General features: G+C 52.6%; 13 protein-coding genes. All 13 read right to left on the bottom strand.

What is annotated here, in order from left to right; all coding sequences use genetic code 11:
- Positions 1 to 26 precede the first annotated feature (26 nt).
- The gene (locus tag FCS97_RS16745) at positions 27 to 149 is read right to left on the bottom strand and encodes a hypothetical protein (protein WP_256366096.1); all 123 of its coding nucleotides are present in this window, start codon (positions 147 to 149) and stop codon (positions 27 to 29) included.
- Positions 150 to 234: 85 nt separating this feature from the next.
- A complete protein-coding gene (locus FCS97_RS00390) occupies positions 235 to 1,032 on the bottom strand; it encodes a ParA family protein (RefSeq protein WP_138515571.1) in 798 nt (265 codons plus the stop codon).
- 13 nt (positions 1,033 to 1,045) lie between these two features.
- Positions 1,046 to 2,482 carry a coniferyl aldehyde dehydrogenase gene (locus tag FCS97_RS00395; protein ID WP_171035101.1) on the bottom strand — a complete coding sequence of 479 codons (1,437 nt, stop codon included), beginning with the start codon at positions 2,480 to 2,482 and terminating at the stop codon, positions 1,046 to 1,048.
- A 141-nt stretch (positions 2,483 to 2,623) separates the two neighbouring features.
- Positions 2,624 to 4,966, bottom strand: a complete 2,343-nt coding sequence (locus FCS97_RS00400) for an efflux RND transporter permease subunit (protein ID WP_138515575.1) — start codon at positions 4,964 to 4,966, stop codon at positions 2,624 to 2,626.
- A 29-nt stretch (positions 4,967 to 4,995) separates the two neighbouring features.
- Positions 4,996 to 6,168, bottom strand: coding sequence for a WD40/YVTN/BNR-like repeat-containing protein (locus tag FCS97_RS00405; RefSeq protein WP_138515577.1), 1,173 nt, complete (start codon positions 6,166 to 6,168; stop codon positions 4,996 to 4,998).
- Positions 6,169 to 6,238: 70 nt separating this feature from the next.
- Positions 6,239 to 7,606, bottom strand: coding sequence for a DUF1329 domain-containing protein (locus FCS97_RS00410; RefSeq protein WP_138515579.1), 1,368 nt, complete (start codon positions 7,604 to 7,606; stop codon positions 6,239 to 6,241).
- Positions 7,607 to 7,633: 27 nt separating this feature from the next.
- On the bottom strand, positions 7,634 to 9,490 hold the full coding sequence (locus FCS97_RS00415; RefSeq protein ID WP_138515581.1) for a DUF1302 domain-containing protein: 1,857 nt from the start codon (positions 9,488 to 9,490) through the stop codon (positions 7,634 to 7,636).
- 375 nt (positions 9,491 to 9,865) lie between these two features.
- Positions 9,866 to 10,525 carry a TetR/AcrR family transcriptional regulator gene (locus tag FCS97_RS00420; protein WP_138515583.1) on the bottom strand — a complete coding sequence of 220 codons (660 nt, stop codon included), beginning with the start codon at positions 10,523 to 10,525 and terminating at the stop codon, positions 9,866 to 9,868.
- Positions 10,526 to 10,582: 57 nt separating this feature from the next.
- Positions 10,583 to 12,718: a CocE/NonD family hydrolase gene (locus FCS97_RS00425; protein WP_138515585.1), complete on the bottom strand. Its 2,136-nt coding sequence runs from the start codon at positions 12,716 to 12,718 to the stop codon at positions 10,583 to 10,585.
- 84 nt (positions 12,719 to 12,802) lie between these two features.
- The gene (locus FCS97_RS00430; RefSeq protein WP_138515587.1) at positions 12,803 to 13,690 is read right to left on the bottom strand and encodes a hypothetical protein; all 888 of its coding nucleotides are present in this window, start codon (positions 13,688 to 13,690) and stop codon (positions 12,803 to 12,805) included.
- 74 nt (positions 13,691 to 13,764) lie between these two features.
- The gene (locus FCS97_RS00435; RefSeq protein ID WP_138515589.1) at positions 13,765 to 14,934 is read right to left on the bottom strand and encodes an NAD-dependent epimerase/dehydratase family protein; all 1,170 of its coding nucleotides are present in this window, start codon (positions 14,932 to 14,934) and stop codon (positions 13,765 to 13,767) included.
- A gap of 54 nt (positions 14,935 to 14,988) precedes the next feature.
- A complete protein-coding gene (cysC, locus tag FCS97_RS00440; protein WP_246065672.1) occupies positions 14,989 to 15,534 on the bottom strand; it encodes an adenylyl-sulfate kinase in 546 nt (181 codons plus the stop codon).
- A 29-nt stretch (positions 15,535 to 15,563) separates the two neighbouring features.
- Entirely contained in the window at positions 15,564 to 16,694 is a 1,131-nt protein-coding gene (locus FCS97_RS00445; RefSeq protein ID WP_138515593.1) for a TIGR03032 family protein, read from the bottom strand.
- Positions 16,695 to 16,730 lie beyond the last annotated feature (36 nt).

Here is a 16,730-nt window from a genome sequence, read left to right on the forward strand (position 1 = left end):
GGCAGAGCGGGGATTGAGTGTAGCCCTCAGGACAATCCGTAAGACACCAGTTTACCCAGGCGTTTTTGAAGTTTTTTCTGAAGGCGCTGCTGACGGGCAGCTTTGAACTGCCCACCCAGCTTGTTGACCCACACCATGGCTTGGCGCATTGGATACACTCACGTTGAATTGATCTCAAACTGTGAGTGTGATGTTTACAGGTTTCAGGAATGTGACAAACCCGGAATTGACAAATCAGGCAACCTTTTTCTTGCCCTTCGCAGCCGCCGCTTCAATTTCAGTGTGCATGGCCAAAAATTCCAGACTCAGCTTGTGCGACGGCATGAAGTGAATCATTGGCTTTGCGGCATCGTGGCTTTCCCGAATTTTAACGGACGAGGAAAGGCAGGTGTTCAACACCGGGTGACCCTCTTCCAGCAATTCAGCAACCAGTTTTTGCGGCAGGCTTGCACGGGGCTGAAACTGGTTGACCACAATGCCTTCAACATTCAGCGCGGGGTTGTGGTCGGCTCGAATCTCGTTGAGCGCGTCCAGCAGGTTGTACAGGGCGCGGCGAGAGAATTCATCGCAATCGAAGGGAATGAGCACAGAGTCGGCGGCAATAAGCGCAGAACGCGAGAAGAAATTCAAGGCCGGGGGGGTGTCGATGTAGACACGATCGTACTGCCCCTTCAACTCGTCAAGGGCTTCACGCAATTTGAAAATTTTGTAACGTGACTCCAGTTTGACCTGAAGTTCTTCAAGTGCGGGGTGGCTACCCAGCAAGTCGAGATTCTCGTACGGTGTTTCAACCACAAATTCTGCGCTTTTCTTGGGGCGAATTTTGAAGTTCAAAGCCTGATCAAAAAAATCAGCCAGGGAGTATTCAAGAGGAGCCGCGCCGCGCCCCATGATGTACTGGGTGCTGTTGCCTTGAGGATCAAGATCGATCAACAGGGTTTTCAGGCCGCTGTTGGCCGATATGGCCGCCAGGTTGCTGGTGATGGTAGATTTCCCAACCCCACCTTTTTGGTTAAAGACCACCCGACGCATGTGAACACTCCCTTTAGACGATTTTTTTCAATACTGTAACAACTTTTTCGAACACTGTGCCATAGGGAGCGCGCAGCAATGACGCTGCATTGAGCCTGGACTGTTCGAGAACAGGCTTAAGTTGAGACATTGCATTGAAACCGACCAAGCCGTGATAGGCGCCCATGCCGCTGGCACCCACGCCACCGAAGGGCATATTGTCATTTAACACATGCCACATGGCGTCATTTACGGTGACACCGCCCGACACGGTTTGACCAAGCACCATTTCTTTTTCTGCGTTTTTGCTAACAAACAGATACAGCGCAATCGCCCTTTCCTTGGATTGAACAAGGGCAACAGCTTCCTCAAGGGTTCGATAAGAAAGAATTGGCAAAATAGAACCGAACACTTCTTCTTGCATCACGCGCATGTCGGGGCTTGGATTCACCACCAAAGTCAGGGGAAACTTTTTGGCGGCTGGCTCAAACACCTCGTGAGCCGGATTGATCTCAATGATTTCAGCACCCTTTTTTCGCGCATCCTCGACCAGATCGCGCAAGCGGGCCATGTGCTTTGAGTTGATCACACAGGACACATCGGGGTTGTGTCGAATGGTGGGGTATTGTTTGTAAGAAGCGCGTTTGACCTCAGAGATAAAACGCCGCAATTGGCTTTCATGCACCATGGCGTAGTCGGGTGCAACACACACCTGCCCAGCATTAACCATTTTGCCATGTGCAGCGCATGCAGCAGCTTGTGCCACATTGCCACTGGGCGCCACAATCAAAGGTGACTTACCACCCATTTCAAGTGTTACCGGGGTCAGGTTCTCGGCAGCGGCTTTGGCCACCAGGCGCCCCACCCTTTGAGACCCGGTGAACAACAGGTGATCAAACGGCAAACGTGAAAATGCTTCCGCCACCGTTTCGTCGCCTTCAATCACCGCGACATGCTCTTCACCAAAATTGTTTTCAAGCAAACGGGCGATGAGTGCAGACGTTCTTGGGCTGTACTCGCTGGGCTTTAGCATGCAGCAGTTACCCGCTGCCAATGCCGAGGCCAAACCAGCAAAGCTGAGGTACACCGGAAAGTTCCAGGGGGTGATAATGCCAATCACACCCAAGGGTTGTGGCCTGATGTACGACACGGACGGACGCATTTGCAAAGGCGTGGGCACTTTGCGATGCTTCATCCACAAACCCACATGTTTGCGGCTGTGTCGAACTGCGGCCAGGCTGCTGATGATGTCGAGCATGGTCGATTCATGGCGAGACCGATGGCCGAAATCGTCCGACATGGCATCGAGCAAGCAACTTTCATTGCGAAGAATAATCTCTTCAAGCAATTCAAGGTTGCTGATGCGTTCTTGTTTACTGGGGTTGGGATTGGCCCGATAAGTTCGCTGCTGACAGTCGAACACATCCTGCAATCGTCCACTGACCAGTTGTAGGTTATCGACGCGGTCCAACAAACAATGCTCCGTATGAATGAGACTCGATTGTGGCGGCGCTAACAGTTGTACACAACCCCCTCAAATGAACTGTGTAGAAATGAAAAAACGGGCCGATAAAGCCCGTTTTTTCAATAACTTACTGCTTTCTTACAACAATTACACTTTTTCTCCACGACGATCAAGGAAGTAAGCCAGCGCGGGCAGGAATACTACTGCACCGACCATATTCCACAAGAACATGAAGGTGAGCAACAAGCCCATGTCAGCCTGGAACTTGATGGGCGAGAATGCCCAGGTGGCTACACCAATGCCCAGGGTAAGACCAGTAAACACAACCGCCTTACCCGTGGATTTGAGGGTTTCAAAGTAGGCATCGGCAAATGGCATGCCCTGCTTCAAATACTCCTCAAGCTTGCCATAGATGTAAATGCCGTAGTCCACACCAATACCCACGCCCAAGGCGATCACTGGCAGAGTGGCCACTTTCACACCGATACCCAGCACCACCATCAGTGCAGAACACAGCAGCGAGGTGAGTGCCAATGGCGCAATGATACAAATGACCGTGCGCACGGAACGGAAAGCCAGCCACACCAGAATAGCCACCACGCTGTAAACCCAGATCAACATTTCGGTTTGAGCGCGCTCAACCACTTCATTGGTCGCAGCTTCGATACCCGCGTTGCCGGCCGCCAGTTTGAACACTGCATCGCCTGTGTCATTGTTCGCAATGAAGTCTTCAGCGGCAGCCACAACCCGCTTCAAGGTGTCGGCTTTGTGATCTTCGAGGAAGACGATAATGGGCATGAAGGAACAATCGGAACTGAACAAGCCATCTGACAAGTTCATGCCGCTGATGGTGCCGTTCAATACAAACTGGTTGCGGTTCAGTGCATTCCATTTGATATCGCCTTCGCTGTATGCGCTGATGACAAACTTGGAACGATCAGCCAATGAAATACTGCTTTGAACACCTGGCACCTGTTCAATGGTCCACTGGAACAAATCCACCGCAGCCAGGGTGTTGTACTTGATACAACCATCCATTTCTGTCTCAACCATGACCACAAACACGTCAGTGCTGGTGGAGTAGTTGTCGGTGACATAAGCGTTATCAAGGTTGTAGCGGGAGTCTGCCCGCAATTCTGGTGCGCCTTTGTCAAGGTCGCCAATTTGTACATTGGCATTACCCCACAAGCCCACGGCCAGCAAAGCCAAGCCCACTGCCAGTGCTCCCTTGGCCATTTTGGCCTGGGCAAAACCGGAAATGAAATGCCACAGCTTGTTGCCGCCAGACTCGTCTTGCTGCAACTTGGTAACTGCTTTTTCATCCACACCGGTGTAGCTCATGATCAATGGCAACAACACCAGGTTGGTCAGAATAATAACGGCCACACCCACAGAGGCGGCAATCGCAAGGTCTCGAATCACTGGGATATCGATCACCATCAAGGTGGCGAAACCGAAACCGTCAGACAACAGGGCGGTAAGGCCGGCAATGTACAAACCACGAAACGCCAGGCGTGCCGCATTCAATTTGTTGTGACCATCACCCTGTTTGTGAGCGATTGCATTGACGATTTGCACGCCATGGCTTACGCCAATGGCAAACACCAGGAAAGGCACCAACATGGAATAAGGATCAAGCCCCATGCCCAATGCGTTCAGCAAACCCAACTGCCAGATGACAGCCGTGATTGAGCAGGCAAGGGTTGCAATGGTACTTTTTACACTGCGTGAATACAGGAACAACATGACCAGGGTGATCAGCACTGCCACACCAAAGAACATGACAACCTGCGTTGCACCTTCGATCAGGTCACCCACAATTTTTGCGAAACCTGTTACGCGAATTTCGATTTTGTCGGAATTGAATTCATCGCGAAGTTCGGTTTCAATGCGCTCGGAGAACTCTTTGTAATCCAGGCGATTGCCGGTTTCCGGATTAATTTCCAGCAAAGGCAGGTACACAATGGTGCTTTTGAAGTCGTTGCCCACCAAGCGGCCGATTTGGCCTGACAGCTCCACGTTCTGACGCACTTGCGCAATACTTTCCGCATCGCCGTTGTAGGTGGCGGGAATCACCTGTCCACCTTCCAGTCCTTCCTCAGTTACAGAAGTCCAACGTGTATTCGCAGTCCACAAAGACGCCATTTCAGGTCGGTTCACGCCCGGGATATAAAAGGCCTTGTCGGTCACCTGCTTCAGGGTTTCGAGGTATTCCGGCGTGAATATGTCGCCCTCCTTGGCTTGCACGGTGACACGCACCACGTTGCCAAGGCTGGTCAGGTCTGCCCTGTTCTCAAGGAAATTGACCACATACTCATGTTTGGTCGGGATCATTTTCTCGAAACTGGCCGCCACTTTCAGTTGAGTTGCCTGCCACGTCAACACGGCAGTGGCCAACACCATCAACACAATGACGAGCAAGCGATTATTAAAGATCAACCGCTCGGCAAACGGCGCGTTTGCCTGGATGTTTTTATCTGGAGAAGTCATTTTTAATTGAGTCCGTTTGAGGGGTCTGTTTACTTGAATTCAGACAGGGACAAGGTTTTGAAACCCCGCATACCCGCCAACAGAATTTCCTGGTCATTCAACTGCACCACACTGGCTGAGGGCAGTTTGTCGGAACGACGCGTCACTTGAATGGTTCGGAAGTCGTCGGTGCTGCGCGCCAAAATGCCACGCGACCCCACCACCACCATGGAACCATCAGTCAACACGGTTGCCCCATTGAAAGTTTCGCGCAAATCGGTTTCCACGGCTTCCCACTGACTGCTGCCAAAAGGAAGTCTAAACGCATTGCCGCGAAGACCCACTGCGACCACGGTGCGCGTGTCGGGCGCTTCGATCAGGGCAAAAACAGAGCCATCGTAATCAATTTTTCGTGCCGTCCAGGTTTCACCTTCGTCAGCACTAACCAGCACCGTGCCCTGCTCCCCGGCCACCCAGATTTCTCCGGTCTTGCTCAACATCATGGTGTTGAAATGGTAGTTGGTCGAATTGTTGGTGCGGTCACCCAGGTATGTCCAGCTTGCTCCCTGGTCAGTGCTTTTTAGCAACTGCCCGTAAGCGCCGGCCACAAACACGGTGCCATTGCCATTCACAATCACATCCAGCAAAGGCTTGGAGGGACCCACTTCGAAATCGCCCTGCGCAAGATCCAGCGTAAAGGTGGCCTCTTCGGCTGCAATCTCGAGCCGCTCGCGTTCTTCAGGTGCTGCGTTCTCGGGCAGGTTGTCTACTTGTTCCTGCAAGGCGTCGGCTTTGGCCTGCGCGATATCCAGCACGAATTGATTGATGGTGGAACCGTCCATCAGCTTGGTCCAATTGGCACCTGCGTCTTCAGTTTTTAACACCACACCGTCATGGCCTACTGCATAACCAACCGCTTCGTTGTCAAATGCCACGGACACCAATGTGATGGAGACAGGCACTTTGCCCGCAACCCAGGTTTGCCCGTTGTCTTCGCTTTTCAAGATTTGCCCGAACTCGCCTGCGGCATACAGATTGTTGCCCACGCGCTCAACATCCAGCAACAGCGACCGGGTTGCATTAACGCTTGGAATTGACGGTATTTGGAGCAAATCCACTTTCGCAGCAGTCAGGCCGCCATACCCGATGAGGCCTGCACACAGAACCCCGCCAAGAACCAGCGTGGAAGCCGCCCTGTTAGAAAAACGATTCCGGAGAAACATTGATAATCCTTTGAAATTAAAAAAGGCTACAAAGGGCGCATGCCCCCTGTAGCCTGAATTTACCTAACGATTACTGCACGCCGAGACGACGCAAGCCCGCTGGTGTGTAGTTTGCCCGGTCAGGCGTAAAGTCGAACACGAATGGCTGAGCAGCCTCATTGGTCAAACCAATGGTGAGGTAGCGACCAGACTGCAAGTCATAGAGTGCTTCAGCTGCATAGAAGGGCACATTTTCGTTGTAGTACTGGATGTTGTGCGCCTCAGCAACGCGCCACAGCGCGCCCTTGCCATCGTAGTGATCGATGATGGAGGCTTGCCAATTGTCTTCGTTCACGAAGAATACGCGCTTGGCGTAAATGTGGCGTGCATCACTCTTCAAGGTCGCTTCCACTTCCCACACGCGGTGCAACTCATAGCGCAGGTGCTCTGGGTTCATGTGCAGCGGTTGGTGAATTTCCTTGTAAGTCAGCTTGTTGTTGGCCAAACGGTAGGAGTTGTACGGAATGTACATTTCCTTTTTGCCCTTCAACTTCCACTCGTAACGGTCGGGTGCGCCGTTGTAAAGGTCGTAGTTGTCGGTGGTACGCAAGCCGTCAGCTGCCGTCCCTGGTGAGTCGTAAGCCACTTGTGGTGCACGGCGAACGCGGCGTTGACCCGCGTTGTAAGCCCAGGCCCGGCGACCTTCTTTCACCTGATCCAGTGTGTCGTGTACCAGCAATACGTTGCCGGACACAGACACTGGGCTCTTCAGGATTTGATAGAAGTAGAAGTTGATGTTGTCGTCTTCACCAGCCTTGTAGAAGTTAGGCAAGTTGCGAGGAAACACCAAAGTGTCTTCAATGCGGTTAATGATGAAGGAGCCATCGCGCTCGACAGGCACCTGCACGAAATCACGCTTGGCAGCGCCACCACGATAACGGGTCAGGTGGTTCCAGATTACCTCAACACCATTTTGTGGAATGGGGAAAGGAATGGCCTGCTCGAAACCGACCACGGCGTTACCGTCGTTCTCAGTTTTGGCATTGGTTGCGTTTTTCTTGGCTGCGTCCAAAACTTTCTTGGGGTAAGCCGTTGTGCGGTGGGTTTTGTACACATTCATTTTGAATGTGGGGTATTTTTTGAGCATTTCCAGCTGGCCTGGTGACAGGTTGGCCTTGTATTGCTCGGCATTGGCACCGGTGATGGTGAACAATGGCTTTTCATTGGCGAACGGATCAACCAAGTGCTGGCCTGGCTTGTAGCCCGCAGGTGCCTTGGTGAGGCCACCGGTGTAGGCTGGAATGGTGCCGGCGGCATTGCCCGCCTTTTCCGCACCAAATTCAGTCAGGGTTGTGCCCAGCTTTGCCGCTTCTTGCGCGCTGACAGCCGCTTGCGCGGTACCAACGGCAAACAAGCTTGCCAGAGCCAGTGCTGTGAGTTTTGTTTGAAACTTCAACATAAAAATTCCTCCAGTGTGTCTCTGTTCTTAGAATGAGTAAGAGCCTGTGAATGAAATGAAATCGCGGTCGCGCAGTGGGTCAAAGTCAGCTGCATTGGTAAAGGTTGTGTAGCTAACAGCAGCCTTCGTATTCGCGTCAAACTCGAAGCCGAGAGTCAAACCAACGGATTGACGGCCCTCATTGAATGCACCTCCTGGCTCTGGTGACCAACCATCCACATCATGAGAAAATGCGATTTGAGGGATCAAATCTGTACCCAAGAATACATCTCTGTATGTGGCAGCTCCCCGCATGCGATAGCCCCAAGAAAAATCGGTAACAAAACCCTCGTTGGGTCTAGCCGTCCCAAATACAGGATTACGTCCGTATTTTTGAACATCAAGCCCCGGCAGGTCATGTACATAGACGGCCGCTACCTCTGCCGCGAACACTGCTTGACTAGACCCTAAGGCACGGTCAAACGTCCGGATGAAGGTAGTTTGAATCTGACTAACGTCGAATTCGTCGTAACCTCGAGCAATCTCTCCTGGTTGGGTCGTTTGTACTCTTTGATCAAAGGTTGAAGTCCCCAGAGCTGGGGCTAAACCTCCCAAAAGAGCACCAAGCAGCAATTGGTTCTGATTAATTTGAACTGGCAAGTCCATAGCATGAGAGAATTCACCGCCCCAAGACCATCCGCTTACATTGGTTGCAAAACTCAGGCCCAATACCGAAATATCTTCGGCATAGTCCACGACATAAGTACCGTCAGTGCCTCCAAACGCGTAAGGAAGAGGGCCGTTTGGCCCCTGCGTAGAAGAGGTACGGAAACTCACAGTTGGCAGGCGACTGTGGTAGTTCATGACATAGCCACCGAACTCAGTATCCAATTCGCTAACGTAAGATCTAAGCGCAAATCCAAACTGGCCGCCATCATCTGGTTGACGATCTACACCCCTAACTACTGGAGGCAGTGTCAATGTTGTCGCCCCGAGGGTTACGGTATTAAATGCGCCCCCCAGCTCCATTTGATCTCCGATCCTCATGCCTGAGGCGCCGAATATCAATGGACCAGCAAACGCTAAGCGGTCACAACCATCTGGCCCAGAATCCGATGTAGAAAAGTAAGTACCGCACCCTTCCAAAACAGTTTTCCGCCATTTGAGCTGATAAAACGCCTCGAGACTAGTATTGTCAGTCAACCCCAAATTCATGTAGAGCATCTCTGAGGGGGTAAAACCCTCTTTCAAATCAGCACCTGGGCGACGAAGGGCGGAAATATCAATTGTATTCAGGCCACTAATAGGGCTCTGAATAAACAAACTTTCACCCCAAGAGATTACCTGTCGCCCTAAACGCAAATCCACCGGCTTACCGCCAATATCAGTATTTATATACCCGAAAGCGTCAAGTACATCGATTCCATCGAATCGCGCATAGGGGTGGAATCCATTGTCATTCAACCTTTGATTCCGGGCATTTCCAGTTGGCTCGTGACCGTGATAAGTTGAGCCTTTGTTTTGCTCGTAGTCATAAAACCATTTGACACGAGAGAAGAATCCATAATTGTCTTTTTTCAGCTCAAAATCATGAACACCCTTGACGATAGTTGAAAAAGTATCGCCATTGTCGTAGTTCAAATTACCGTCGTCAGATGTATTAGACAAGCCTGTACCTGGCACTCCATTTTGATCGGTGTTTGACACTGCAAATAAAGCACGATCTCGCCCTTCAGCCCTAAAACTGGTACCGGCAGAAACAGTTGAGTTGATGCTTAAATCGAAATCTCCAACTTTGAATTCAGCAGCCTGCACAGGCATTACCGCCGCTGCAAGAAAACCCGCAGCGATCATGTTGCGCACGGCAACGTGTGTTCTTGTTTTAGTAAAAGAATGTTTGTTCATGTAGCCCCCAAATAATTATCGAGTCAGCAGACGTAATACGACTGCAATTACCAAACAGCCTCAAACCGAGGATGTCGGAAAATCAACTGAAAAATCGAATAGTTGTTCCGGCCTGCAACAGGCGCGAAGCAACATTCATGGGGAGCTTCGGGAACCTTGAGAAAAATAAGACATGTCACCTCCAGTAATTGCATCTTTATTGATGCTTTTTGCTAATTTTTGCTTAGTGTAAAGCAGCTTTCCAAAAAATAAAACCGTAATTACAGTTTTAGTTATTTAGAGTGCTCTGACTAAAAATGTACCACTGGAGTAACATGAAATGTTGCGCGAATTGTCAATACTCGCAATTTAGTAGTAATTTCACTACAAGGCCTGTCAGGACTTGATTCCGAGGTATCGGCTTACCACATTCTGAATTCGTGTTTCAAATTCTTGAGTTCGGAATTTGACGGGACCAGCATCGCGCAGGCGGGCATTGTGAAGTGCTCCGTAAACCACTTGAATGGCAAAACCCAAGGCCCGCAGGGGGTCTGGGTGAACGGTGCTGTCGATGTGTTGCAACAGGGGTTTTGACACTGTGGTGATGAAACCAAGACCGACGTCACGCATGGGCGTTGAGTCGATAAAACCCTTGGATTCACGAATAAACGCTTCAGTCAAAATTGAGCTGTATTCACCCTGAAAAATACCTACAAGAAAACTGACTACTTCGTCGCATATCACCTTGCCATCCACACCAATCCAGTTTCGGTCATCAAACTGACTGGCTGCGCTCATGAGCAATTCCTGGCAGCTTTCGGCAATCAGGGCATCGAAGTAGCTTTCCTTGTCCTCAAAGCGACTGTAAAACGAACCCACCGTGCAACCGGCTTCGGTGCAAATGTCTTTGATGGAAATTTCCTCGAGCACGCGAGTGTGCAGCAACTTGCGCCCAGCTTTAAGCAGGTCGTATCGTTTTTGAAGACTGCGCGCCTGCATGGCAGGACGAACACCTTGGGTATTTTCTACGGCTTCGGCTTTGGCTTGATTTTTCACTGGAAATAAGCGCGCCCACGTGGAGTGGGCGCTGCGAGTAATCGATTAATAGCCGGATTATGGCATTAAATTTTGCAATGTGGGTAAATTCAAAGTGCCGCGTAGCGCCACCAAAGGGGTGATCAAGTCGCGCGACGCGGTAGCCAAGTATTGCGGATGGTAGCCATACACCAGCAAACCCAGCGTTTCGCCTTCGGCCAGGCGCTCGGCCACACCGGTCATTTCCACATGGCGGGTGCCAAATCCGCGCACCGGTGTCACCTGGTCATCAATCAATCGCCAGGCTCCGTTGCGGTTCACACCCAAACCGACAAACAGCATGGGGTCACAACCAGGCTCTAGCCCGGCCAGACCGATTGGAGACATCGCTGTGGCCGCGTAAATTTGACTGCACAGCGGATTCATCAGCATGTCCACAGGTGGCGCAAGCTCGAACGTGGCGGTTGGAATACCGGCAATGGTATTGACACCAGCGGGTAATTCGATGGGCATGACCGCGGGGGCGAAGGGATAGCGCAAAATACCTGTGGCCGCACTGGTCAGCACATTGAGCGGATCTGCACCTGGGGTGAAATCAACGGCAATCGGCTGCAAATCAGCTTGCGTGGCCTGGCCTTTGGCTGCAGGCCCTAACTTGGTGAATAGTGTATTTTCATTCACCCAGACCGCGGCATTTTCTGAGGCCTCGCCTTGCCCCACATCGTCGTTCAAGCTTAGGCAAACCTTGCCTTTGTTGGCGGCAAGAGTGGTGAATGCATTGGACTCACTGGAATTTTTTATGGCTGCAGCTTCTTGGGGTGTGAACAACTTTTCTACGAGAAACGCGAACTGCGCCTCGGGTATGGAGAGATCACCACAGGCAAAGGGACCGCCAGGTTTCTGGAACTCAATTTCATTCAAACCATTTTGGGCACCCTGCTCGGTCAAATCTGCCAAGCCCGGCACCATGGAGAGCGACAGGGGCAAAATGTGACCGCTTTGGTGTGTGAGAAAACGCACGTCGGCTTTCTTGCCCTTGTCGTCTTCAAGCGCGCGGTAGCAGGCGAAGTTGTGAAACCCGTCGTTGAAGTTGAACAAGGTGTCGCGGAACCCTTGGGTGAACAAAATATCCACAGGCTCGGGCGTTTTCTGGGCCAGGCCTGGCGTTACTTCACTTTGCAGGAAGGTTTGCGCACCGGGGGCTTCAGCATCGCACCAGTAGCTGGGGCTGTGATAGCGGAAAAACTCCAGCGCGCCTTCCGGAAAACGGTTGGCTGTGGCACCACGCAACAGGGTTTCGCGAATCAAATTGTCTTGGCCGCTGGTTTGCAAGGCCATTGGGTCGCCGGCCTGCAATTTGGGGCTGAGCGAACCCGATTCGCCACCAGCCACCAGCAACAAAGCCCAGCCCGACTTCACGGTGCCGGTGGGTTTGATACCACCCGCTGCCGGCTCAAAATTCTCAATGCCATAGGCACCACCCGGGTTCAGGCTGTAGCGCAGGTCGTTCCAGGTGATGTCGGGGGTCAAGGCATCCAGCCGCGTCAGAGGATCCACATTGTGAATCAGCAACTGGTACCCACCGCCATAGCTTCCACCAGTGGCACCGGCCACCATATTGAATTCGCGATCACCCGCAGGCTTGTTGTTGCTGTAACGCAACCAGTCCAGGTTGTCCTCGGCCCAATCCAGAATTTGAAGCAGGTCTTGCCCTTCGAAATCGGGGCCCATAACACGCACAGAGCCACCACTTTCCCCAAAGCCGCGCTGATCAATGCTGATAACACCGGCCCCCGCCTCGATCAGCTTGCCCATAATGCCGCGCGGGCTGGTCGCCCGTGCGCCGCCATAGCCATGGCCTTCAAGCACAACAGGATTGCCCAAGCGACAATTGAACTGCGCCGGTTCAAACACCGTGAATGCAATGTTGTGGCCGCTGGCCGACTGCAAGTTCACGCTGTAACTGTTGCCACCTGCCCTGGGCTGGGTGGCGTTGTCGCTGCAAGCAGTAGATGTGAACTGACGTTGCACCGAATCGGGATTCTTGAAATTGGCCACGACCGCAATCGCTGGCTCTACCTCTTCATTGGGATTGGTGGGGTTGTTGGGGCCGCCCGCAGTCAACGGCGCGTCATCGCTGCCACAAGCTGCCAAGCCCAAGGAGGCGCCGAGCAAGGCGGTCATCCAGAGTTTGCGAATAGGTACTGCCGTCATGGTGTTGTCTCCTGCCACGGTATTGGTGTGTTATCCCTTTGTTACCGGGACGTGACAGGAAATGGATGTTGCAGAAGTGTCGGGTTACCGACACTTCACTGCAGCTGACACACATTGTGACAGCCATTTGCAAACCCGCTCAAACCGGGTTCCAAAGGTGTAGCGTGATTCACTGCCCTCGGAAGAACGGCCATAATCTGCATCCAAACCCATGATGCTGCCGCGGTAGCGGGATTTACCCACCAACATGTCGTCGCTTTGGGCGCGAATCAACCGTGGATGTACCGCACGCCAGGGCCAGGGCTGGGCAGGTGGCTGTGTTTCGCGCCCCTCAGCGATTTCAATCAGTTCATGAACACTGGGCAAGCGCCAAGCCCTCATTTGAGCGTCGTTTAACAAATGGCTGGGCGTGCAGGCCAACAGGAGTTGGGCCTGGATTTTAAGGGGCAGGGCTTCGATTGAGAGACAACCACCTACACCATTTTTGGGTGCAACCCCGTCGGGCAACGCACGATTTAACAAGGCCATGGACTGTTCACACAGTTCCGATTGTGCGTGAAGCAAACGCGCCCGGAGCTGATCTGTGACGGTGTTGTCGTGCCTCGACCTTAGAAAACGCAAGTCGGTTTGTACGGATTTGCCCTTATGGTTAAAGCCAGCCAGCTGCGACCGTGCAGCGAACAACCGTTGGGCGTGCAGAGAAGCAGATTGAGCATCAATTTGGCGGGGCTTCGATAGTGCAAGTGATTCAAGCAGACTATCCACTCGCGAGGACGCTGTGGCCCCGGAAATGGCACTGGACTGCGGGGTCAGTGAAGGAATCGCACGTGGGGCCAGGGTTGGCGTAACAATGCCCGCCACGGCGCCGGAAACTGCGCGGTGTGCAGGCCCCCTGGACGGCAATTTGAAGTACGAAACACCGTGAATGCCGGCTGACTGGGTTGGCTGGTGCGCGGACGTAGGCGTTGGCATGTGTGCAAGCTCCTGAACTCAGATACAAAATTTGAACTGCACTGAGTAACAACTCAAACCACTTGGTTCAGGATTTACAGTTGATAAAACGCCCGGTACCACTGAACAAATGAATTCACGCCAGCCTGAATACTGGTTGCCGGGGCAAAGCCGGTGGCAGCAGTCAGCATGGTGGTGTCTGCACAACTTTGGCTTTTCTCAAGAATCGGGCCAGTGATGTATTCCTTGACTGCGGTTTTCTCCAGCGCCAACTCAAGTGCTGCAATCAAGTCTTCGATAGACACTGGAAGGCTGTTGCCAACATTCAAAATTCGCCAGGGTGCGTTACTGGTGGCTTGATCCGGCAATTCAACCAACCACACCGGATTGGGTTCGGCGGGTGTGTCGCTGGCTCTCAAGATGGCCTCGACCAGGTCGGTGATGTAGGTGTAGTCGCGCGTGTTGCGGCCATCGTTGTAAATTTGAATGGGTTTGCCTTCGAGTATGCGCTTGGTGAATGCAAACAGCGCCGAATCTGGTCGCCCCCAAGGGCCATACACCGAAAAAAACCGCAAGCCAGTGGTGGGCAAATTAAACAGATGGCTGTAGGAATGAGCCATCAGCTCACAGGCGCGCTGGGTGGCTGCATCCAGACGTTGCGGGTGATTGGCGCTGTCGCGCTCACTCATGGGTTTTTGAAACCCGGCGCCGTACACGGCATGGCTACTGGCATACGTCAGGTGATGTATCTTGAAGTGCCGACAGGCTTCCAGCAGCGACACAAAACTGTTGATGTTGTTCTGCACGCATTCGGCCGGTTTGTCGTGCGACAAAAACTTGTCGGTTTGCCCAGCCAAATGAATCACGCGCTGTACTTTGTAGGTTTCAAGACAGTCGTGCAATTCCTTGCCATCGCACAAATCGGCACGCACACTGTGGTACTTGCTTCCGGTAGCCTTGGCAATCTCCTCCAGCATGGTGAGGCGCTCGCGTTTAAGCCGGGTGTCGTAGTGATTGTTCATCGAATCAAAACCGATTACTTTGTCACCGCGTTCCAACAGGGCCTTGGCTGTGTGGAACCCAATAAACCCCGCATGCCCCGTGACCAGCACGGTTTGCTTTTGATCGGCCTGTTTGATACGCAAGGGTCCGATTGCCTCGAGTTCGGCCATTTCCTGGGTTTGGCTGGGTAATGAGTCCGGTTGCGTCACCGAGCTTGGAGAAAGCTTGTCAGGGCCGGGTACGGCCTCCATTCGAATTGCCATAGTGTGCCTATGCCTTGAGACAGTTTGCAAGCCTCCCTTGAAACCAGAAAAAAGTCAATCCGGCGGCAACAACGTGTGCAACCGGAGCAGGGTTATCAATTGATTCACGCACTCGTCCAACGGCGTGACATGTGTCTGCAACACCAAGTCAGCGGAGGCAGGCGGTTCATACGGTGAGTCAATGCCCGTGAATTCAACAATTTCTCCACGCCTCGCTTTCTGATACAACCCTTTGGGGTCTCGGTACTCGCACACGCTCAGGGGGGTGTCCAGATACACTTCCAGAAAACGGACGTTGTGCATGCTGCTGCGCACTGCATGGCGATCACGGGCGAAGGGAGAAATCAGTGCCACGATCACAATCAGACCGGCATCGGTCAGCAACTGACAAATTTGTCCCGTACGCGTGACTGCCAAGCTACGTGAGTGCGCCGAGAAATCGAGATCCGCGTTCAGACCGCCACGCAAACTGTCCCCATCCAGCACCATGGTGTGCATGCCAAGGCGTATCAAACGCTGCTCCAGCGCGATGGCCAAGGTGGTTTTCCCGGTGCCACTTAAACCGGTGAACCACAATACGGCCGGGGGGTGCCCCTTCAATACCTGTCTCTGGGCAGATTGCGCAAACGCTAGCACTCGGCAACCTCGCGACCCACCGACGACTGATCCGCGGCATTGCCAACCTGAGGTGCAACACCAGCCAATTGATCAATCACCAGCAAACCGGGGTGTTGTGCCTCATCCAGCGACATGACAGCAGCCTGACGACAATCCGGAATCACCACGGTATCAAAGAACTCTCTGGCTGCACCTTCAAAGGTAATGGCTTGCATCACGTCGCCGGTGTTCAGATTCACTGCAATCAACTGACACCGGTCGGCAATACCAATGGCTTTCAACCTGTCGTGCAATGGGAAATCGGGAATGTAACCGTCATGTCGGGGTTTGCTGATTCCCATCAAGGCATAGTCGCCTACAAAACTCAGGCCCCGACAATAACCACCCACAAATGCAATACAGTCGTATTGGCCAGTTTTTCGATCAATCCGCCCGAACTCACCTGCGCCACTGTTCAGTACATACAATTCGCCATTGTGAATACGAGGGCTGTGCGGTTGAACCAAGCCAGTGCAAACAGCCTCCTGGGTTTGTGCACACCAAACCACCCCACTGTCAAACGGCATGCCACGCCAACCCGCCGCTTTGTCAGTCACTGCGAAACAGGTGACGTACTTCAGTGCCCCGTTCTCCATGCACATGCCGTTCAAGTGACATCGGTCCTCTGGCAACAAGGCAGAGATAAAACCTGGGCGCCACACCTCCTGCACACTGTGTGAGGTGCTGGGCGTGACAACACAACTGTACTTGGCGGCGACAAACTGTACTTGGCCATCGCCACTGAAAGCCAATTCATGCGCATCCAGATCCCCCGTGAAATGGACACTTCGCGGACTGTAACACCGCTGGTACACCGGGCTTTCAATGCCCGGGACTGACAAAAGGTTGTGATAAAGACGTACATCTGTTTGACAAGCCACCGCAAGTTGCTCACCGTGCAAGGCCATACCCATGCACAGCGGAAAATTGACCACCTGGAAATGAAGGGAGTTGCTTTGTGGCGGAAAGCCGATGACATGCAAATCGCCCATGCTGCGCGTGCCCAGCAACAGACTGAACCCAAGTTTCTTTTGCAGCTCCACCCACTCCGGATTGCAATGTACTTGCGTGTGCGCTTGCTGACCACCCTGGTTTTGAATCATGACTCCCCCTGCGTGAAGGTACTTTCCCTGTCGAAA

Source organism: Limnobacter alexandrii (assembly GCF_005871185.1).
In the GTDB taxonomy this organism is placed as follows: Bacteria; Pseudomonadota; Gammaproteobacteria; order Burkholderiales; family Burkholderiaceae_B; genus Limnobacter; species Limnobacter alexandrii.

What these genes read in the sequence shown, in the direction of transcription:
- FCS97_RS16745 (WP_256366096.1), bottom strand. Translation starts at nt 149, where the DNA reads ATGCGCCAAGCCATGGTGTGGGTCAACAAGCTGGGTGGGCAGTTCAAA.
- FCS97_RS00390 (WP_138515571.1), bottom strand. Translation starts at nt 1,032, where the DNA reads ATGCGTCGGGTGGTCTTTAACCAAAAAGGTGGGGTTGGGAAATCTACC.
- FCS97_RS00400 (WP_138515575.1), bottom strand. Translation starts at nt 4,966, where the DNA reads ATGACTTCTCCAGATAAAAACATCCAGGCAAACGCGCCGTTTGCCGAG.
- FCS97_RS00405 (WP_138515577.1), bottom strand. Translation starts at nt 6,168, where the DNA reads ATGTTTCTCCGGAATCGTTTTTCTAACAGGGCGGCTTCCACGCTGGTT.
- FCS97_RS00410 (WP_138515579.1), bottom strand. Translation starts at nt 7,606, where the DNA reads ATGTTGAAGTTTCAAACAAAACTCACAGCACTGGCTCTGGCAAGCTTG.
- FCS97_RS00415 (WP_138515581.1), bottom strand. Translation starts at nt 9,490, where the DNA reads ATGAACAAACATTCTTTTACTAAAACAAGAACACACGTTGCCGTGCGC.
- FCS97_RS00425 (WP_138515585.1), bottom strand. Translation starts at nt 12,718, where the DNA reads ATGACGGCAGTACCTATTCGCAAACTCTGGATGACCGCCTTGCTCGGC.
- FCS97_RS00430 (WP_138515587.1), bottom strand. Translation starts at nt 13,690, where the DNA reads ATGCCAACGCCTACGTCCGCGCACCAGCCAACCCAGTCAGCCGGCATT.
- FCS97_RS00435 (WP_138515589.1), bottom strand. Translation starts at nt 14,934, where the DNA reads ATGGCAATTCGAATGGAGGCCGTACCCGGCCCTGACAAGCTTTCTCCA.
- FCS97_RS00445 (WP_138515593.1), bottom strand. Translation starts at nt 16,694, where the DNA reads ATGATTCAAAACCAGGGTGGTCAGCAAGCGCACACGCAAGTACATTGC.